Here is a 19,802-nt window from a genome sequence, read left to right as displayed (position 1 = left end):
TTATTTAGGAGTCTTTATGCTCTAACGTGATCAATGATGTATTTTTTTGCTTCCATTTAATTCTGAAATCATATCTTCGAGCAAAGCATCTAATATTTCATTTATGCACGTAACTTATTAAGACATAACAATCCATTTATAATTCATGCTGAGCTATTCATTATACGAAAATCCCGAAACCACTAAATGGGTAACCTTTATCCATGGTGCCGGCGGAAGTAGCTCTATTTGGTTTCGGCAGATCAGGTCGTTCAAAAAGGAGTTTAATGTCTTATTGATTGATCTTCGGGGACATGGAAATAGCAAACCAAAAATAAAAGAAAGCTTTAATCCAGAATATACTTTTGAGTTTATTACGGATGACATCATAGAAGTACTGGACCATTTAAAAATAAAAAGATCTCACTTTATTGGAATTTCGTTAGGAACAATACTTATCCGAAGTCTTGCAGAAAGGAACCCAGAATTAGTAGAAAGTATGGTCATGGGCGGTGCGATTCTAAAGCTAAATATTCGATCTAAGGTTTTAATGGGATTTGGAAATGCGTTCAAGTCTGTTGTTCCTTATATGTTCCTATACAAGCTTTTCGCCTTCATCATCATGCCGAAGAAGAACCATAAAGAATCTAGGATCTTATTCGTTGGAGAGGCGAAAAAACTTTACCAAAAAGAATTTCTAAGGTGGTATAAATTGACCGCGGAAGTTAATCCCTTACTAAGGTTTTTCAGAATGAATGACATTCAGATTCCAACACTTTACATTATGGGAGAACAAGATCATCTGTTTCTTCCATCCATTAAGAAAATTGTAAGTTCCCATGTAAGTGCAACATTACACGTTATTAAAGATTGCGGGCATGTGGTCAATGTGGAGCAACCTAATGAATTCAATAAAGAAGTCATTGCTTTTTTGAAGCTGCAGTAAGGAAACAGATCGCCTAAATTAACTGGTTACTCCTTTTTATCTAAAGCATCTCTAATTTTAGAAGCACTTTCATAATCTTCTTTTGCCAATACCTGCCTAAGTAATTGCTCTAATTCTTCTTTAGAATACTCAGACAGACTTCCGCGCTTCTGAATAGCGAGTTTATCGTATACACCATCTATTGGTTCTGCGTTCAATGCGCCCCTAGAAGTATTAAAATCAAGTATTATTTTTAGTTGGCTGATCTGAGAAGAAATGTGATCTTGATGGGCTTCGCCAATTTTCGGGTAAGCTCGTATGATTTCTAGCGTATCAAAATAAAAAAATACATACTGCCTTTGAAGTAAGAAGGTTTGTTGAATTAATCTGTCAATATTATCAAATAATGGAACAATTCGAAATTCAGCCAATAATGCTTTTTGTTGCATGCTCAATCTTTCGTATAGAGCAGAAAGAATAGACTCCTTATTCGGATAGTGGTATGCTAAATTTCCCACACTGATAAATGCCTCATCTGCTATATGCTGCAAACGAACATTAACAAGGCCGTCACGATTAAACAGCTTCAAAGCCGCAATTCTTATTTTCTCTTTTGTAGAACTCGTCAATCGACTCTAATTTTTTAAAGTAAAAAATAGAACTATTCTTTTCCTTACCACTTGGGTTCAAACACAAACGTTTCACCTTTCGCTATTTCTACAGATTCTTTAACGTCCTTATATATTAGATCAAACTTATTGTCAAACTCAGATTTCAGAATGGCTTTTTCAAGCTTACCGTCTTTCCATTCTATATCTACCGTCATTCCACCTCTTGCCTTAAGCCCAGAAACTTGTCCTGTTTTCCATGCTTTTGGCAAAGCTGGTAAAATTCGAATGATATTTTCCTCGTGGGATTGCAGCAGCATTTCTGCGACGCCTGCGGTATAACCAAAATTACCATCAATCTGAAAAGGTGGATGTCCATCGAAAAAGTTGTTAAAGATTGATTTTTGTAGCAACAACTGAATATGGTCATGAGCCATTTCGCCGTCTAGTAATCTTGCACTACAATTAATCAACCAAGCCCTACTCCACCCTGTACCAGCTCCTCCATTCGCTAATCTATAATCCAGCGTTTTTCTTACCGCATCAAATATTTCCGGTGTTTTATCCTGCGAGACACTAACACCTGGATGAAATCCATATAAATGAGACATGTGTCTATGACCTGGCTCGAGTTCTTCGTATGGTCTGTCCCATTCTAGGATTCTTCCGTTCTCACCGATCACAAACCCAGGACGTAACTTCTTTTCTTGGTCTACAATTTTCTCTAACAGCTCATTTTCGATACCCAAGACCTCACAAGTTTTAATGTAATTATGAAAAACTTCTGCGATAACCTGTTGATCCATCGCACTTCCTAAGCAAGTCGATACATTTTCTCCTTTAGCATTTACAAATCGATTTTCCGGAGAAGTAGACGGAACAGAAATCAAAGTCCCATCTCTCGGATCTTCCACCAACCAATCACTATAAAAATGCGCAACCTCTTTAATTGCTGGATAGGCTTGGCTTTTTAAAAACGCAGTATCTTTTGTGAATTCAAAATGTTGCCAGTAGTGCTGCATCATCCAGCCTCCAGCTCCCATTGAAGCACCCCAGTATGCAGTGGCAGCTCTCATCCAAGTGGGCGCCCATAAATCTGTTGCATGTGGCATAAATGATCCATTCATTCCAAAATTCTTGGCCGCAGTCACCTTCCCATTTTCCACTACTCGATCTATATATTCGAAGAGTGGTCGGTTAAGTTCATCCAAATTAGTCACATTTGCTAACCAGTAATTCATTTGCAGATTTATATTCAGATGGTAATCAGCATTCCATGGAGCTTCTATGAATTCATTCCATAAACCCTGTAGATTAGCTGGATTAGTACCTACTCTTGAAGAACTTATCAATAAATAGCGACCATATTTAAACAACAATTCTTCTAAGCCAATATCAACTACTCCGTTTTTAACATTTTTCAGTCTTTGGTCAGTTGGCATACCATCCATGTTATCACCGATTAATTGCAAATCCAATCTAGAATACAAACTTTGGAAATCCTCGATGTGTGCCCTTTCTATTTCACTAATACTTTTAGAATTTAAGTTTTGAAGGTCAATTTTATTCTGACTTTTATAATCATCAAAATAGTAGGAAGAATTAGATACTATATAAATCGTTGCTCTTCTAACATTTTTCAGCTCTAAAAAGTCACTACCTTTACTAACATCTCCACCTTCATTGTTGATTTTCAAACAGGTTTCGAACTTTACACCATCTAAAATTGGCTTAGGTTGAGAATTAAATACGGCTCCACGCTGCGTGACTTCACCTTGCATAATCAACAATCCATCTTCCGTAGTAAATGTATTTACAGTCGGAAAGCCCTTATCCTCCGGCCTATCTAAAATCAACTTTCCATTAAGACCTTCCTTTGCTTCTGAACTTAGTTCTATTATGATGGCCTTGTCAGGATGAGAAACGAATACTTTTTCAGTAATAAGATCACCATTTGACTTATAAGAAACCGTAGAAATAGCATTTCCAAAATTTAAATCACGCTGGTAATCCGTTATGTTTTGATGATCAAAATTGATGTGCAGATCACCTAATGTCTGATGCGACCTGATAATCTTTCCATTTGAAAATTTATCAACAACTAAATTATCCGCTGCCACATTTTCACCTTCGAATAATAAATTCCTGAGTACTTTTAGGTCTTCTTTATTTCCTATCGGCTCTGTCCACTCTTCATTATTATTAGGCCATAAAGAATCGTCATTCAGCTGAATGCGCTCATTCGTTGTATTTCCGAAAACCATCACTCCTAACTTCCCATTACCTAGAGGCAAAGCTTCGTTCCAATTCTTAGCGGGTTGCTTATACCATATTCGGTCTTCATTCACTTGAGCATCTGAATAGCAATTAATCCCGAATAGAAATAAAATGGTGTATACAAAAGGATTAATCTTAAAATTTTGTTTCTTCATGATATTGTAATACTGATGATTTCAATGCAAATCTCCCTGGATTTGGCTGCTAGACCAAATATAGTTTAAAATACATTATACCGAGAAAGTCGCAATAATTATATAATGCTAACCAATCTAATTCAAAAGGAATTACACCATTCGTCATCAATGATATTTAATCATCATCCATTTTATAGTTAAACTCCATTCTATGCTTTTCAGCAAATTAATTATTGAGCAAGCATTATAAATCAGAATTAAAAATTACATTTTTATTCCACTACCATTTTGTGGTAAGTTGATTTTTTTATTACCTTCCTATTACTTTAACAAATCACAAAATTTTAGAAAATATTAATACCAATGAAAAATAGTTTGTTTAATAATCAATCAAGGAGAACATTTGTAAAATCCAGTGCGCTGATTGCAGGTGGTGTTGCATTGAATCCACTAAATATCTCAGCAAGATCTTATATTTCAGGAGACGATGCTATAAAGGTAGGTTTAATAGGATGCGGAGGACGAGGAACTGGAGCCGCTTTTCAAGCCTTAGCAACTGAGCAAAATGTTAAATTGGTAGCAGTTGCTGATGCATTTCAAGACAACGCAGAAAAGTGTGTGAAAAACATCAAAAAATCTTTAGAGTCTGAAGAAATGGATGTGGCAAGACTGGCCGTGACCAATGAAACAATTTTCAGTGGTTTCGATGCATATAAGAAAGTAATCGCAATGTCAGATGTTGTTATTATCGCGACTTCTCCTGGATTCAGGCCTATACACTTTGAGGCAGCAATTAATGCTAACAAACATGTGTTTATGGAGAAACCAGTTGCAACAGATGCTAATGGGGTTCGTAAAGTATTAGAAATGGCTGAGGTTGCAAAAGCTAAGAAGTTGAATGTAGTTGTAGGTCTTCAGAGACATTATCAAGCTAAATATATTGATTGGGTTAATGCGATGCATGAAGGTGCAATTGGTGATATTGTATCCTCTAGAGTTTATTGGAACAGTGCTGGTGTGTGGGTAAGAGAGAGAAAACCAGGTCAGACTGAAATGGAATATCAAATGAGAAATTGGTATTACTTTAATTGGTTATGTGGTGATCATATTACAGAGCAACATATCCACAATCTGGATGTTGGAAACTGGGTTAAGAAGGCCTACCCTATTAAAGCATACGGAATGGGTGGAAGAGAAATAAGACATGGAAAAGATCATGGGCAGATTTTTGACCATCACGATGTACAGTTTGAATATGCTGACGGTTCTATGATGTTTAGTCAGTGTAGACACCAACCAGGTTGTGATAACAGAGTGACCGAAATGTTCCAAGGAACAAATGGATCGGCTCCTTCTCCTGGCGTTCTAAAATCAAAAACTGGAGAAGTAATTAAGGACTTTAATAAACGGAATGCTCCGAACCCATATCAAGTAGAGCATGATCTATTATTTGCTGCAGTAGCCAATGGAGATTACAAATATGCAGATGCAGAAAATGGAGCAAAAAGTACCATGACCTCTCTTCTCGGAAGAGCTGCTAGCTATAGTGGAAAAGAAGTTTCATGGGACGATGCATTGAATTCGACTAAAAGTTTAATGCCGACTAAGTATTCATTTGATGCTGATCCACCTGTAATGCCGGATGAAAATGGAAACTATCCAGTACCTATTCCAGGAATAACAGAAGTATTATAAATACGATTTATTATAATTATGATATAGAAAGAAATTTTAGTAGCTAAAATTTCTTTCTTTTTTTTATTTCAACTTCATGACCGGTACTTACTACAGATTAATTGCATTATTCTTCATGTGTGCAATATCTAATCATCTCTTAGCGCAAGCAAAACTTAGCACGCACTCTAAGGGAATCATGGGTACAAAGTTCACGATTCTCCTTCCTGATGATCCTAGAAATGATAGTATTGCAGATATAGCATTTGCAGAAGTGGAAAGAATAAACGAGATTTTCTCAACTTATATACCGTCTAGTGAAGTCACCCATATCAACTCTACAACGAATTGGGTTCGAGTTTCAAAAGATTTACGGGACTTGATCAAGGTTTCCGAACAATTAAACATGTATACTGAAGGTGCATTTGACATCAAGATTGGTCAAGCAATAAACTTTTGGCAGATTTCAAAAAAGGAAACAAGCTTGCCAGATGTTCAATTGATTAATCAAGCATTAAGTAAAAGAAGGAAGATTTTCAGATTTGGTAAATTTGTTAAGACCAATCAAAATACAATCTTAAATTTTGGTGGAATTGCAAAAGGTTATGCCGTTGATAAAGCGTTTTTAAAGCTTAAGGAAATGGGCTATGATACGCTATTAGTAGATGGCGGAGGAGACATCAGAATGGGCGAACCTCCATTTGGTCGAGAAGGTTGGAGAATAATGGTTCTCAATGAACCAGATAAAATGTTAATCTTAAAAAATTGTGCTATTGCCACATCAGGATATGACTATCAAAATTTCCGAATTGGTGATATCGTATACAGTCATATCCTAGATCCAAGAACTTTCCTATCTATTAAACTAAAGAGAGGTGTCTCTATCATAGCTGATGACTGTACTACAGCTGATGCATTAGCAACTGCATTCTCGGTTAATCCACTTCTTGAAAAGACTAGAAACATCTATCAATTTAAAGTTAGGATAAAAGATGATGGGGAATATGTTTTAAAAGAATTTTGAACACAAGACAATCTTCCCTAAACACATTACTTCAGAACATATTACAAATATTAATATATGTTAAGTTGAATTAATATGTACGAAAAAGAAGCAAATAAAACCTTTTACAATAAATATTTAAATTAAACAAAACCACCTCAAACCCTTATAATATAACGCTTTGTAAAACTTTAACATAAATTCTGGTTAAAAATTAATCTTAATTATGAAGGGAATTTATTAAATTACAAAAGTGTAAAAAGTATCAAATATTTCTTATGCCTATTTTCTCCTTAATTACTCATATTAAGTAAATCGCTAATGCAAAAAATTGTAAAAATTAGTGGTAAATCATTTATAGAAATCTTTATTATCAATGATTCTATATTGTACGCTAATTGGTGCGGTTATCTAAATGTGGATCAGGTAAAAGAGGGGTGTCAAGCTATGTTAGATGCTGTCGTTAAATATAAACTGCATTTAATATTAAATGACAATAGACTTTTACTTGGTTCATTTACTCAAGCAATAAACTGGCTCAAAAATGAATACATGTCTAACCTTGTTAGGGCAGGAACGACTAGAATTGCTTTTATCTATTCACGAGATGATGCTGCAAAATATTCCATAAATCGCCTACTAGAAGTTAACACAGAGTATGAAGGGCAGGCTTTTGACGAATATCAAGAAGCTTTCAATTGGCTTACTGGTATTACAGAAATTAATTTCACTAATATATTCTTAAAAGTACCTAACAAATTAGGGGAAGACATAAGTGTGATCATAAAAGACATTCTTTATATCTCCTCCTTAGACAATCAAATTACAATTTTTACGAAAGACTCAGAATATACCTGCAAGAAATCGCTCAAGAGTATATTAGAAGAATTACCTCAACCTCAATTCTACAGAGTTCACAGGTCTTTTATTGTGAACATCCACAATGTTACTAGCATGAAATACCACGCAGGAGGAGCTTATCGCCTTTATATAGCTGGTCTAGGAGAAGAATTTATTCCTGTAGGGAGATCATATGCAATTTCTTTAAAGGAAACTTTAAGGAATTTACTTGAATAACTTAGCTATAATCTGCCATTCACATATCAAACATAAAAATATACGTATCGTTTACAGTTATCACGTATCATTTAGCGCAATCATTATAAATTTCCCAAAAAATGTCTTTATGTTTGTTTTAGATTACAGATTAGCTGTAGTCATTTATAGATTTTATTTAGTTTTTATAGGCAGAAATTGAATACTGAAATCTATATAAAAAAGATACTTTAAAATTAGTTGAATATAGGTTTAATTACCTAAGAGGATTTTTAACTAAATTTCTATTTGAATTAAGTAAGAGAAGCGGATGTTTTGTTTTAGGGTGTACAAAGCAGCTTGCTTCTCTTCTTTCTTTTAACTTACCCATTATCATTACCATCAAATATTTTAAAGGGTCAAGCAACCTTTCATTAGAAACACCTGAATTCTTCTATACTCCACTTCCAATTTACCATCTTGGATTTCCATTCTTTAACATTGATTTCCCATTCTTATTTTTAAATCATTTTGCAATTCCGATTGTGAAGAAAAATACAATCACTTGAAACCTATTATGTGAGGTCTGCAACTTATACGCAATTGCATGGCTTTGTGTAACTGACAATCGCAGAAACTAGTTAGCAATCATAAAAAAGTTACTATATAAGTTACTATATATTGACCTCCACTATTTAGAAAAAAACTGACTTTCAAGCAAAATCTTCAATGTTTCACATATCGATTACTAAATAGTAGGTATCATTTACAATTTTCAAATAGCGTTTACTTAAATCACTTGTATTTATCAGTAATTAGTCCGTATGTTTGAATCAGGTTAAAGAAAAACTTAAACATTTATTAAAAGATTGTATGATTTTCTTAGGCAGAAATTTCACATAAGATTTTTAATAAATTGAAAATTTAAAGTTAGTTGTTTAATAAGGTAGAAGTACCTATGAGGGTTTAAACTAAATTTCTATTTAAAGTGAGAGAAGCAGATGTTTTGTTTTAGGGTGTACAAAGCAGCTTGCTTCTCCTCTTTTTTTCCTATCCATTTTCATTGCCATGTTATACTTTAATTAATTTAAGTTTTCTTAAAGAGAAAAATTTAAATTATTCTACCACTTTTCACAATTTATTTCTCGAATTTCCGATCTTCCAAATTAATTTGTTTACAAACAATATTTGGTATTTTGTGTTAAGGTAAATATGAAGAAAAATCCGATAGACAAGGATAAGATTGCACTGAATCCGCATTCACTAGAATATGGCCATAGTGTTGGAAGTGCTGTTGTGAAACCACTAGACAAAGGCAGAATTAAAGGATTAGCGGTTTCCGCAATGTATGAACAGACAGATCTACAATTGCAACAGATTAAAGAACAAGTAGACTTGCTCGCACAACAAGCGAAAACCATTCAAGATAGAGTTGAAATTTCAGAAAAAATTTATCTAGCTGATTGCGGGTTCAAGCCTCTAATCGGAAAAATATATCACCTGTACGAGAAAAGTGATAAAAATTGGATCTTGAGCATGATTGCACCTGAAGAATGGGGAGATAACTGTCCTTACCACTTTGTAAGCACTGCAAAACTGCTTGCAGATCACACGTGGGAAATCATTGAATCTTAAATAATCCGCAAAAATTCCACAGTCCATTTTTCTTTAGCAGATATTCTCTAAAACAAAATACCTAAACTTATTGTTAACCTTACTTCGCTAAAAAGCAAATAAATAGATGATAGGATATGTTTTTTCAAAGGCAGAGGAAAGGGGACCGCAAGATCCTTTCGAACGTCTTCTGAAAATTTTCAAAGATCTCTTATTGCACACCTCAGGTGATGTAGCCGAAGCTATTTCATGGTTAACTGAACTTGATAAACAATACAATCTGACAACTCCTGATTATGGAATTGCGGATTTTGTGCAAGATCTTGTAGATAAAGGATTTATTTCCGATCCGGAAAAGAGCCGAACAGGAGGCGGCAGTGTTCCAACAAAGAAAATGGAAGGCGAACTCAGAAAAAAAGCGCTGGATGATGTTTTCGATCAATTAAAAAAGTCTAAAAGAGGTAATCATAATACAAATTTCACTGGTCAAGGGGACGAGACTACATCTGAAGTTAGACCCTATAATTTTGGAGATAATCTAGATAATATTGCCATTTCAGAATCCATTAAGAATTCTCAAATCAATCACGGTATAGACGATTTCAAATTGACCGAACAAGACCTACAAGTTCAGGAGAGTTATTACAAAAGCCAGACGAGTACGGTTCTAATGATAGACATCTCTCACTCTATGATCTTGTATGGAGAAGACCGTATCACTCCAGCAAAGAGAGTGGCAATGGCCTTATCGGAACTGATTACCACTAGATACCCGAAAGACACACTTGATATTATTGTATTTGGAAATGATGCATGGCAGATCCAAATAAAAGATTTGCCTTACCTCCAAGTAGGACCTTATCATACCAATACAGTCGCTGGTCTCGAGTTAGCCATGGATTTGTTGCGAAAGCGCAAAAATCCTAACAAACAAATTATGATGATTACAGATGGGAAGCCTACCTGCATCAAGAGAGGAAAAAAATATTACAAAAACAGCATGGGGCTGGACAAAACAATCTTAAACAGAACATTAGGTCTTGCTGTAAAATGCCGAAAATTACAAATACCGATCACCACCTTTATGATCGCTAGAGATCCTTACCTAGTCAATTTTGTAGATCAATTTACGAAAGCGAATGATGGGAAAGCATTCTATAGTTCATTGCAAGGCTTAGGTGAATTTATTTTCATGGATTACAAACAAAATAAAAGACGAAGAAAGAAATGACAGAATTGATAAAGATAAAAACACTAGGCGCCTTAAAAAAGAGTGGATACGTTTCTAAGTCTTTAAAGGAAGAATTAAGAGATAATCTAATTACGGCACTACAGAACAAGCAAGAAATTTTTACAGGAATCAAAGGTTTCGAAGATACGGTAATACCAGATCTAGAACGAGCAATATTATCTAAGCACAATGTATTACTTCTCGGATTAAGAGGCCAAGCAAAAACAAAAATTGCTCGGTTATTAGTAAGATTGATGGATGAATACATTCCGGTAATCAAAGGTAATGAGCTGAATGATGATCCTTTGAATCCGATTACTAAGCAAGGGAAATTAACAATCCAAGAGCATGGAGATAAGACCGAAGTGGAATGGATGCACCGAGATGATCGCTATGTGGAAAAATTAGCTACACCAGATGTAAGTATATCTGATCTTATCGGTGATGTGGATCCAATCAAAGCGGCCACATTGAAGCTTCCATATTCGGATGAAAGGGTCATTCACTTTGGATTGGTACCAAGATCTCACCGTTGTATTTTCGTGATCAATGAATTGCCAGATCTACAACCAAGAATCCAAGTTTCCTTATTTAATATTCTTCAAGAAGGCGATTTACAAATTAGAGGTTTTAAACTAAGACTACCTTTAGATATTCAATTTGTCTTTACTGCAAATCCGGAGGATTATACGAATAGAGGTAGCATTATTACGCCACTGAAAGATAGAATAGAATCACAGATCCTAACCCATTATCCTAGAGAGATCGAAACGGCCATGGAAATAACGGCACAAGAAGCTGGTATAACAGAAATTCAAGCTCAGAAGATATCTTTCCCAGACGAGCTCAAGCGCCTACTTGAAATGGTATCATTTAATGCTAGGGAATCAGAATTAATAGATGAAAAATCTGGTGTCTCTGCAAGACTTTCTATCAGTGCTTATGAAAATCTAGTTAGTACAGCAGAAAGAAGGATGTTAATTAGTGGTGATGATGAAACCCAAGTTCGAGTAACTGATTTATGGGGAATTATTCCTGCAATTACAGGTAAGGTAGAATTAGTCTATGAAGGTGAACAAGAAGGTCCTTACAATGTAGCGATCAAGTTAATCGGTCAAGCCATCAAAGAAATGTTTCTATCCATATTCCCGAATCCTGATAAACGAAGTAAGCGAGAAGAAAAAGATCCTTATGGCGTGATCAAGGAATGGTTCGGAGCAGGTAACCACTTAGAATTATTAAATGATGCCTCTAATGCTGAATTTGAGTCAAGCCTAGATGGAGTTGCTGGTTTAAAAAAGATGATTCAGAGTTTAAATCTAGATAAAGAAAAAGAAACGTTCTATAAAGAATTAGCCATTCATGGACTTTCTGAGTTGGATATTATCTCTAAGGATTTCTTAGACAAAAGTACAGAATTCTCTGACCCACTGTCAGAAATGTTCGACGACTTTGATGATGACAGCTTCTAAAATCGATAGAAATCAAGTTCCTATCGACTAAACAAAATAGAATTTTAAGGAGACCGATCCACCAGATTGGTCTCTTTTTATTTATACTTAGTATAGAAAATAATTGTTGCATGCACCGCTATTAGATTTTAATTTATCTTTGCTGCGATTTAAAAAAAGAAGTTGTGAGTGTATTAATATTTTTGATTGTTTCCTATGTTTTGTTGAGCATTAGTTTGTTCTTATTATTTAAGAAAACAGAAGTTGATCCTATCAAGGGGCTTATCCCAGGTGTTAACTTTATAGAATGGTGTAAACTGATAGGTAGAAAACCTATTTATGCGCTTTGGCTATTATTCCCTATTGTCAATATTTTCATTTTCTGTGGAATGGCAGTTGATCTGGTTAGGTCATTTAGAAAATACAAATTTATCCATACTGCAATTGCTGTTTTATATGCACCAGCGATTTTTGCTTCGATAGGTCTTTCAGAAACAGATCAGTATGACGCTCCTACTCTTCCTAAAGAAAAAGCATACGCTGCGCAATTAGAAGAAGCTAAAAAGAACAACGATAATCTGGCCTATAATAGGTTAATGAAAGATAATCCGTATAAAAAATCTGCACCAAGAGAATGGGTAGAATCCATATTCTTTGCTGTATTCGCGGCAGCATTTATTAGAATGTTTCTAATAGAAGCCTATGTTATTCCTACTCCATCTATGGAAGGATCACAACTCGTAGGTGATTTTCTATTTGTTTCAAAAGCACATTACGGAATCAGAACGCCGATGACGATTGCAATGATTCCATTACTTCATAATGTTATCCCAGGAACTGGAAGTGAATCTTACTTAAAAAAACCACAACTGCCTTATTATAGATTACCAGCAATTGAATCAATCGACCGATTAGAGCCGATTGTTTTCAACTGGCCTGTAGGTGATTCTATTTTTCTTACCAGCAGTAGATCTTTTTCTTATGATCAAGTTAAACAACTAGCCGAATCAGGTAGAATTAGAAATATTCCAGAATTAGCATCAATGTGGCAAAAACAAGATTATAGAGTAAGACCAATTGATAAAAAGGATCATTACATTAAACGATGTGTAGCGATAGGAGGAGATAGTCTTCAGATTATTAATAGCCAAGTTTATATTAATGGTGAAAAGCAACATAATCCATCTCAAATGCAGTTGCAGACCTTTATCCTACCTCCTAAGGGTGTGTTAAGATCTGATATAGAAAAGATGCCTTTTTTCGATCGAGAGAATAAAATAGGAGGAAGTGATGGCAAAGAAATCGTAGCATTCCTCACAGAAAATGAAAGAGAACAACTAAAGGCTAAATATCCAGATGCGAAGATCTTTCCATACTTAAATGTTTATTTTAACAAACCTGCATTTGAGGCTACTGGATTAACCGAGAAGCTTGGACTTGCGGATCAAGTATTCCCTACAGGTACGCAAGCGATAACACACTTAAAGTTGAGTCCAGAGCAATTCGAAGCTATTCAAAAATTACCTAGCTACAAGAACTTTAACATTGGCAATCCATTCAGAGATTTATTCCCAAACAATAAAATGTCAGAAGAGTGGACCGTTGATAATTTTGGGCCAATTTACGTTCCGAAAGAAGGTGATGAAGTCATCATCACACCGCAAAATATTGGGATTTATAAAAGAATCATCGGAGTTTATGAAAACAATGATTTAAAAATAGAGAATGGTAAAATTTTCGTGAATGGTGAACAAACTACGAAGTATACCTTTAAGCAAGATTACTTCTGGGCAATGGGAGACAACAGACATAATTCTGAGGATTCTAGAGTATGGGGTTTTGTACCAGAAGATCACATAGTAGGAAAGCCACTCTTTATTTGGTTCTCTTTAAGAAACGGTAGACTTTTCGATGGTATTAGATTTAATAGAATCTTTAAAAGTGCAGACGAAAGGTAAAACCTTAGTTTTCTTAGCTTAGCATTAGACCTTTTTCATATCTTTGTGATATAAAACTTACCTAATGCTAAAGCACTTCTTAATGCTCTTTCTGTTCATGCTATCTATTCACGTAGCAAGTGGACAACTTCCTAAGAGTGACCTGATCTTATTTGATTTTAAGAAAGTCAACTCTGAATATTTTATAACGAAAGGTACTTTGATTAACAAATTCAACCTAGACAGTTATAATAATCAGCCAAGCTTCTTTAATGCACTAAATATATATTTTACTGCAGTTGCTCCTGGAAAGGAACAAACAGACATCTTCGCAATAGATTTACTCAGAAAAAAATACTGGCAAGTAACAGATACTCCTGATGGAGAATACTCTCCTACCCTTATGCCAACTAAGCGACATTTCTCTGTAATTGTCCAAGAAGAAAATACTAACATACAACGTCTCTGGCAATTCCCAATTGATCAGTCTGGACTAGGAAGCGATCTCTTTCCTGGGATCACAGGAGTGGGTTATCACACGTGGGTGGATCGTGAGCGTGTCGCCATGTTCATTGTAGGTGAGCCGAATAAATTAATTCTTGCCAACAGAAATACGCAAGAACAAAAAACAATCGTAGAAGAGATCGGCAGAGGATTAAAGGCCAATAAAAGAGGTCTAATCTATTTTGTGCACAAGGTAAATGATGAGAACTGGATAATAAAAAGATACGATCCAAGTAATAATAAAATATCTACCATCGTTCAAACACCTGGGAAGACAGAAGACTTCGAATTAATGAAGGATGAGACGATAATTATGGGTAGTGGTTCGGATCTTTATGCTTTTAATCCCGATTTTTCCAAAGAATGGGTTAAAATTGGGTCTCTAAGCGAATGGGGAATTGAAAATATTACTCGATTATCCATTTTTGGCGAGAAATTGGTTGTAGTAAGTAAAAAGTAAATGATTTTATGAAAGAAATATCCGCAATCCTAGTTGGATTAATATTATGTTTCGGTGCATTACAAGGACAAGGAGAATTAGCTGCTGACTATAGTAAGGACCTTAAGAAGTATAGAAAGGATTATAAAAAAGCTCTTTTATCTGATGAGCGAGCACCTCTTGCTGATAAAAAAGACATCAAGAAAATTAGCTTCTATGAGCCTAATGAAGCATTTATTGTTAAATGTTTATTCATAGGTGCTTCTGAAGCTAGGCCATTCGAAATGGCAACATTCTCTGGAGTTACAAAACCTTACATTAAATACGGTGAATTGTTATTCGAAGTTCCAGGAAAAGGTACTCATAGAATTAGTGTGTACCAAAGTTTAAAAGCATTAAAAATACCTCAATATAAAGACCACCTTTTTGTTCCATTCAAAGACCTGACTACGGGAGATACGACCTACGGCGGTGGAAGATATATTGACATCAGATTGTCTGACATAGAAAAAGGAATCGTCTATTTAGATTTCAATAAAGCATACAACCCTTGGTGTGCTTATAGTGATGGATTTAGTTGCCCTATACCACCAGAAGAAAATACTTTAAATATTGCCATCGAAGCAGGAGAGCTGTCTTTCGATGACGAAGAGATATAAACTATGCATAAGTTTTTACTGATTTTTTCTTTTATTTTTTGGGCAAATTTCACATTCGCTCAAGAATCAGAAGTGATTAAAGGACAATGTATTGTTCAGCTTCAAGAAAACATGGACATTGCTCAAGTTTTCAATTCACGAAGCTTTATTAATATAAAAGATATTGAAAAAATAAGTGATCCATTCAATATTTATCTAATCCATTTCAATGAAGAAATAAGCGCATACGAAGACTTAGCTTCTACTTTGAAAGCCAACGATGCAGTTTTGCATATTATGCCTAACATGACTGTTGTGCCTCGGAGAGCTCCGAATGATAAGCATTTTTCAAAACAACTTACTTTCGAGAGAATTCAGGCTGAGAAAGCATGGGATATAACGACGGGTGGGACGACTGCACTAGGTGAAAGAATTGTCGTAGCTATTTTAGATTCTGGTTTCGATGATTACTTGTTAGATATAGAAGAAAACTTATACATAAATGAAATAGAACAGCCAGGTGATGCAAATCAAGATGGCTGTCCAGGTGTATGCGGCGTTGATGATGATAATGACGGCAAAATAGATGAAGATTTATTTGGTAGAATTCCTTCTCATCCATTATACAATCCTAATGCGGCAGGAGATGATGATGAAAATGGCTACATAGATGATCGACGTGGAGTAAATTTCGAAAACAAAACGGATGTACATCCAAAACAAGAGCATGGAACAGCGGTTGCTGGCATTATCGGTGCAAAAGGACACAATGGCATAGGTGTTTCAGGAATAAACTGGGATGTCGATATGATGTTGTTAAGCAATACACAAAGCGTAGGCCAGATTGTTGAGGCTTACACTTATGTTTATAATCAAAGAAGGCTGTATAATGAAACTAATGGAGCATTGGGAGCAAATGTTATGGTGACCAATATTTCATCTGGAATAGACAATAGGTTTGGATCTGAGTTCCCTATGTGGTGTAACTTATATGATAAATTAGGGTCAGTAGGAATTTTATCCGTGGGTTCCACCTCTAATTCTGAGACCAATGTAGATGAAGAAGGTGACTTACCGACGACTTGCTCTAGTCCATATCTTATCTCGGTTACAAATACAACGCTAGATGATGAATTATATAGGGGAGGTTTCGGCCCTATTAATATAGACTTAGGAGCCCCTGGACAAGGAACATTATCTACATCGATCACTGGTACGGATAATGTAGATGGCTTCTCAGGGACAAGCGCTTCAGCTCCGCATGTAGCAGGTGCATTAGCACTTTTCCATAGTATTCCTTGTGAAGCTTTTGCACAACGGTATAAAGATAATCCGTCGCTTGTTTTAGAAATCAAGGATTTCTTATTAAAAAGTACTGATCCGTTGCCAGATCTTGTTGGAAAAACACTTTCAGAAGGACGATTAAACATCTATGAAACAATGATTGCATTCAAAGATATATGTCCTGGAAATGAAGGAGGCGACTTAGCAATTAAAAAGGTATTTCCGAATCCGAGTTTTAGTTATAACGAAGAAATAAATATTGAATATATCAGTCAAGATGGGGAAACTGACTATGACTTCCTTATCTTTGATATTACGGGAAAACTTATATACAGTAAAAATTTCGATCCTCCAGTATATGGAGAGAGGGTTTTAAATATCACCCCTCCTACCCTAGCAAGTGGAGTATATTACTTTGTAATAAGAAGCGAAAAAGAAGTAGCAAGTCACAAGCAAGTGATACTTCCATATTAAGATTTTTTTAATATATAACAAATAAAGCAATCTGGTTCTTGGTAATTTGATAATTATAGTTATCTTTGCAGCCTATTTTGAAATTTTGGCTCCGTAGCTCAACTGGATAGAGTACCTGACTACGGATCAGGAGGTTGAAGGTTCGAACCCTTCCGGAGTCACAAGGGCTTTTGCGAAGAGTGTAAAAACCTATAACGATCATTTAACAGGAGACTGATATAAAAAGAAAGATAAGATGTCTAGAGTTTGTCAATTAACAGGAAAAAGACCTATTTCAGGTAATAATGTATCGCACTCTAACGCGAAAACAAAGAGAAGATTTTTACCTAATCTTCACACAAAAAAGTTTTATATTCCGGAAACAAAGCAATGGGTGACCCTTAAGGTTTCATCTAAAGCTTTAAGAACGATAAATAAACTTGGAATTTACGCTTACATAAAAGATGTAGATCCAAAAGGTGAAAAAACGGGTATCAAATTATAATTTTTTAAAGAAGGAATATCATGGCAAAGAAGTCAAAAGGAAATAGAATACAAGTTATATTAGAATGTACTGAGCATAAGACAACAGGATTGCCAGGCACATCTAGATATGTAACTCAAAAAAATAGAAAAAATACTCCTGATAGATTGGAATTAAAGAAATACAACCCTATCTTGAAGAAAATGACTGTTCACAAAGAAATTAAATAAACATGGCTAAAGTATCTAAAAACTCCAGAGTAGGACAAAGAGCGCAGAACGCAGGTTCTGGTAGAGATTTTGTCAAGGTTGTTAAATCTTTAAAAGATCCAGCAACTGGAAAATACACTTATAAAGAAATGATGATCCACAAAGACAAAGTAAAAGAATACTTTGCACAGAAATAATATTATTTACAGAAAGATAGTATAGATATTTAAGGGCTTTTCTTACCATAAGAAAGGCCTTTTTTATTATTTTCCGCTTCTAAAATAAATTAAATGGGGTTTTTCGATAAATTTTTTACTAAGGATAAAGAAAAAGATCTTGATAAAGGTCTTGAGAAAACAAAGACTAATATTTTTGGGAAATTATCTAGAGCTGTTGCTGGTAAGTCTACCGTTGATGTAGAAGTTCTTGATGAACTAGAACAAATTCTCATCTCTTCTGATGTCGGTCTAGAAACAACCATAAAAATTATAGAGCGAATAGAAGCGAGAATCGCTCGTGACAAGTATATTAATACGAAGGAACTCAATAGCATCCTTAGAGATGAAATTGTACAGTTACTTGCTGAAAATAATACCCAAGATTTAGAAGATTTTTTTCCACCTACTGACAAAAAACCATATATCATTTTAGTTGTCGGTGTGAATGGTGTAGGAAAAACCACTACCATTGGAAAACTTGCTTACCAGTTTAAAAAGGCTGGTAAAAAGGTTGTATTGGGTGCAGGTGATACTTTTAGAGCCGCCGCAGTAGATCAGCTAGGTATCTGGGCAGAACGCGTGGGTTGTGACTTCTACAGTAAAGGAATGAACACGGATCCAGCAGCAGTTGCTTACGAAACCGTTCAGTATGCAATGAATAACGATTGTGATGTTGCCATTATAGATACAGCAGGAAGATTACATACAAAGCTTAATCTGATGAAAGAGCTAACAAAAATCAAAAACTCTATTGATAAGAAGCTACCCGAAGCACCGCATGATGTCATGTTAGTACTCGATGCAACTACTGGACAAAATGCCATAGAGCAAGCAACTAAATTCACAGAAGCAACGGATGTTAAGTCTCTTGCGCTTACGAAATTAGATGGTACTGCAAAAGGTGGTGTTGCAATTGGAATTTCTGACCAATTCAAAATTCCTATAAAGTATATCGGCGTCGGTGAAGGAATAGAACAATTGCAAGTGTTTAATAAAAGAGCATTTGTGGATTCCTTATTCAAAGGTAGCGAAGACCTTTAGCACTATATATATCCATCCCCATGACTACGGTCATTAGGGGAAAATCATATTGATAATCAAGATATCTATTGCTGTACAACTTTAGTATGCTATGTGAATACTGATGCATTTCAAGGTTTGTCTATTAAATCTCTTTATTCACCTAAAAATTTTGCTTTTAGATAATAAAAGTGCTTTCTTTTTTGTTAATTTTAAACGATGGCAGACAAGAATTACATAAAGGCATTAAGACGGGCAAAAGCGAAAAAGACTTATTATACAAGCATCTTTGCATTTGTACCTATTGGGATTATGCTTTTCATTGTTAATGTAGGATTAATAGAAACCAATATTCCGTGGAGTCTCTTTCCTATCGGGATTATGAGTGCAATTTTAGTCGTCCAGAAAATTCTATTGTACAAAAAACCAACGAAAACAGTTTTTGCTAAGGATTATCTCCAGTATCAGACAGAAAAAGAACTTCGAATGATAGAGTTTGAAGATGATATGGATGAATTAGAAGCAGAGAAACTTCAGTTGACTCACTTAGAATTGCAACCCCTCGGACGTCAAGATAACGAGCTCGTTTAGCAGTTTCTAGTATTGATCTTTTTGCTCATTTAGTATGCCTAAACTACTTCTATAATAGTAAGGTTAATTCCCCAATTAGATAATCCAAATT

18 protein-coding genes and 1 tRNA gene are annotated in these 19,802 nt (G+C 35.1%); 17 read left to right on the top strand and 2 right to left on the bottom strand.

The features are described from left to right. Positions 1–145: 145 nt before the first annotated feature. Positions 146–925 (top strand): alpha/beta fold hydrolase, encoded by a 780-nt coding sequence (locus tag L2586_RS16835; RefSeq protein ID WP_235294100.1) that lies wholly within the window; start codon positions 146–148, stop codon positions 923–925. Positions 926–951: 26 nt separating this feature from the next. Here the strand turns inward: L2586_RS16835 and L2586_RS16830 are convergent, their stop codons facing one another. Both L2586_RS16830 and L2586_RS16825 read right to left on the bottom strand, forming a co-directional pair. Next, the gene (locus L2586_RS16830) at positions 952–1,533 is read right to left on the bottom strand and encodes a TetR/AcrR family transcriptional regulator (protein WP_235294099.1); all 582 of its coding nucleotides are present in this window, start codon (positions 1,531–1,533) and stop codon (positions 952–954) included. Positions 1,534–1,577: 44 nt separating this feature from the next. Further along, positions 1,578–3,944 (bottom strand): glycoside hydrolase family 95 protein, encoded by a 2,367-nt coding sequence (locus L2586_RS16825; RefSeq protein ID WP_235294098.1) that lies wholly within the window; start codon positions 3,942–3,944, stop codon positions 1,578–1,580. A gap of 345 nt (positions 3,945–4,289) precedes the next feature. Here L2586_RS16825 and L2586_RS16820 point away from each other — a divergent pair, with 345 nt between their 5' ends. The 16 genes from L2586_RS16820 (at position 4,290) to L2586_RS16745 (ending at position 19,711) form a co-directional block, all read left to right on the top strand. Beyond that, a complete protein-coding gene (locus L2586_RS16820) occupies positions 4,290–5,621 on the top strand; it encodes a Gfo/Idh/MocA family protein (protein WP_235294097.1) in 1,332 nt (443 codons plus the stop codon). A 76-nt stretch (positions 5,622–5,697) separates the two neighbouring features. Then, on the top strand, positions 5,698–6,624 hold the full coding sequence (locus L2586_RS16815; RefSeq protein WP_235294096.1) for an FAD:protein FMN transferase: 927 nt from the start codon (positions 5,698–5,700) through the stop codon (positions 6,622–6,624). A 300-nt stretch (positions 6,625–6,924) separates the two neighbouring features. Further along, positions 6,925–7,680, top strand: coding sequence for a LytR/AlgR family response regulator transcription factor (locus L2586_RS16810; protein ID WP_235294095.1), 756 nt, complete (start codon positions 6,925–6,927; stop codon positions 7,678–7,680). 1,170 nt (positions 7,681–8,850) lie between these two features. Continuing rightward, positions 8,851–9,273 carry a DUF2452 domain-containing protein gene (locus tag L2586_RS16805; protein WP_235294094.1) on the top strand — a complete coding sequence of 141 codons (423 nt, stop codon included), beginning with the start codon at positions 8,851–8,853 and terminating at the stop codon, positions 9,271–9,273. A gap of 106 nt (positions 9,274–9,379) precedes the next feature. Further along, positions 9,380–10,483, top strand: a complete 1,104-nt coding sequence (locus L2586_RS16800; RefSeq protein WP_235294093.1) for a vWA domain-containing protein — start codon at positions 9,380–9,382, stop codon at positions 10,481–10,483. Further along, positions 10,480–11,955, top strand: coding sequence for a magnesium chelatase (locus tag L2586_RS16795; protein ID WP_235294092.1), 1,476 nt, complete (start codon positions 10,480–10,482; stop codon positions 11,953–11,955). The genes L2586_RS16800 and L2586_RS16795 overlap by 4 nt, the downstream gene beginning before the upstream one ends. Before the next feature lie 164 nt (positions 11,956–12,119). After that, the gene (locus tag L2586_RS16790; RefSeq protein ID WP_235294091.1) at positions 12,120–13,892 is read left to right on the top strand and encodes a S26 family signal peptidase; all 1,773 of its coding nucleotides are present in this window, start codon (positions 12,120–12,122) and stop codon (positions 13,890–13,892) included. Positions 13,893–13,956: 64 nt separating this feature from the next. Further along, positions 13,957–14,835 carry a hypothetical protein gene (locus L2586_RS16785; protein ID WP_235294090.1) on the top strand — a complete coding sequence of 293 codons (879 nt, stop codon included), beginning with the start codon at positions 13,957–13,959 and terminating at the stop codon, positions 14,833–14,835. Between the two features lie 8 nt (positions 14,836–14,843). Beyond that, positions 14,844–15,473, top strand: coding sequence for a DUF1684 domain-containing protein (locus tag L2586_RS16780; RefSeq protein ID WP_235294089.1), 630 nt, complete (start codon positions 14,844–14,846; stop codon positions 15,471–15,473). A gap of 3 nt (positions 15,474–15,476) precedes the next feature. Next, entirely contained in the window at positions 15,477–17,210 is a 1,734-nt protein-coding gene (locus L2586_RS16775) for a S8 family serine peptidase (RefSeq protein WP_235294088.1), read from the top strand. Positions 17,211–17,297: 87 nt separating this feature from the next. After that, positions 17,298–17,371, top strand: a tRNA-Arg gene (locus tag L2586_RS16770). A gap of 74 nt (positions 17,372–17,445) precedes the next feature. Then, a complete protein-coding gene (gene rpmB, locus L2586_RS16765) occupies positions 17,446–17,694 on the top strand; it encodes a 50S ribosomal protein L28 (protein ID WP_235294087.1) in 249 nt (82 codons plus the stop codon). Positions 17,695–17,714: 20 nt separating this feature from the next. Next, entirely contained in the window at positions 17,715–17,903 is a 189-nt protein-coding gene (gene rpmG, locus L2586_RS16760) for a 50S ribosomal protein L33 (RefSeq protein ID WP_235294086.1), read from the top strand. A 2-nt stretch (positions 17,904–17,905) separates the two neighbouring features. Beyond that, on the top strand, positions 17,906–18,079 hold the full coding sequence (locus L2586_RS16755) for a DUF4295 family protein (RefSeq protein ID WP_235294085.1): 174 nt from the start codon (positions 17,906–17,908) through the stop codon (positions 18,077–18,079). 93 nt (positions 18,080–18,172) lie between these two features. Then, on the top strand, positions 18,173–19,141 hold the full coding sequence (gene ftsY, locus L2586_RS16750; protein WP_235294084.1) for a signal recognition particle-docking protein FtsY: 969 nt from the start codon (positions 18,173–18,175) through the stop codon (positions 19,139–19,141). Between the two features lie 198 nt (positions 19,142–19,339). After that, positions 19,340–19,711, top strand: a complete 372-nt coding sequence (locus L2586_RS16745) for a 2TM domain-containing protein (RefSeq protein WP_235294083.1) — start codon at positions 19,340–19,342, stop codon at positions 19,709–19,711. Positions 19,712–19,802: the final 91 nt, after the last annotated feature.

It is taken from the genome of Portibacter lacus, from assembly GCF_021533215.1.
GTDB lineage: Bacteria > Bacteroidota > Bacteroidia > Chitinophagales > Saprospiraceae > Portibacter > Portibacter lacus.
This window is presented reverse-complemented; position numbering and strand designations above follow the sequence as displayed.

Bases quoted from the DNA above. Each gene is read 5' to 3' on its own strand.
- L2586_RS16835 (WP_235294100.1), top strand. From the start codon at position 146: ATGCTGAGCTATTCATTATACGAAAATCCCGAAACCACTAAATGGGTA.
- L2586_RS16825 (WP_235294098.1), bottom strand. From the start codon at position 3,944: ATGAAGAAACAAAATTTTAAGATTAATCCTTTTGTATACACCATTTTA.
- L2586_RS16820 (WP_235294097.1), top strand. From the start codon at position 4,290: ATGAAAAATAGTTTGTTTAATAATCAATCAAGGAGAACATTTGTAAAA.
- L2586_RS16815 (WP_235294096.1), top strand. From the start codon at position 5,698: ATGACCGGTACTTACTACAGATTAATTGCATTATTCTTCATGTGTGCA.
- L2586_RS16810 (WP_235294095.1), top strand. From the start codon at position 6,925: ATGCAAAAAATTGTAAAAATTAGTGGTAAATCATTTATAGAAATCTTT.
- L2586_RS16805 (WP_235294094.1), top strand. From the start codon at position 8,851: ATGAAGAAAAATCCGATAGACAAGGATAAGATTGCACTGAATCCGCAT.
- L2586_RS16800 (WP_235294093.1), top strand. From the start codon at position 9,380: ATGATAGGATATGTTTTTTCAAAGGCAGAGGAAAGGGGACCGCAAGAT.
- L2586_RS16795 (WP_235294092.1), top strand. From the start codon at position 10,480: ATGACAGAATTGATAAAGATAAAAACACTAGGCGCCTTAAAAAAGAGT.
- L2586_RS16785 (WP_235294090.1), top strand. From the start codon at position 13,957: ATGCTAAAGCACTTCTTAATGCTCTTTCTGTTCATGCTATCTATTCAC.
- L2586_RS16780 (WP_235294089.1), top strand. From the start codon at position 14,844: ATGAAAGAAATATCCGCAATCCTAGTTGGATTAATATTATGTTTCGGT.
- L2586_RS16775 (WP_235294088.1), top strand. From the start codon at position 15,477: ATGCATAAGTTTTTACTGATTTTTTCTTTTATTTTTTGGGCAAATTTC.
- rpmB (WP_235294087.1), top strand. From the start codon at position 17,446: ATGTCTAGAGTTTGTCAATTAACAGGAAAAAGACCTATTTCAGGTAAT.
- rpmG (WP_235294086.1), top strand. From the start codon at position 17,715: ATGGCAAAGAAGTCAAAAGGAAATAGAATACAAGTTATATTAGAATGT.
- L2586_RS16755 (WP_235294085.1), top strand. From the start codon at position 17,906: ATGGCTAAAGTATCTAAAAACTCCAGAGTAGGACAAAGAGCGCAGAAC.
- ftsY (WP_235294084.1), top strand. From the start codon at position 18,173: ATGGGGTTTTTCGATAAATTTTTTACTAAGGATAAAGAAAAAGATCTT.
- L2586_RS16745 (WP_235294083.1), top strand. From the start codon at position 19,340: ATGGCAGACAAGAATTACATAAAGGCATTAAGACGGGCAAAAGCGAAA.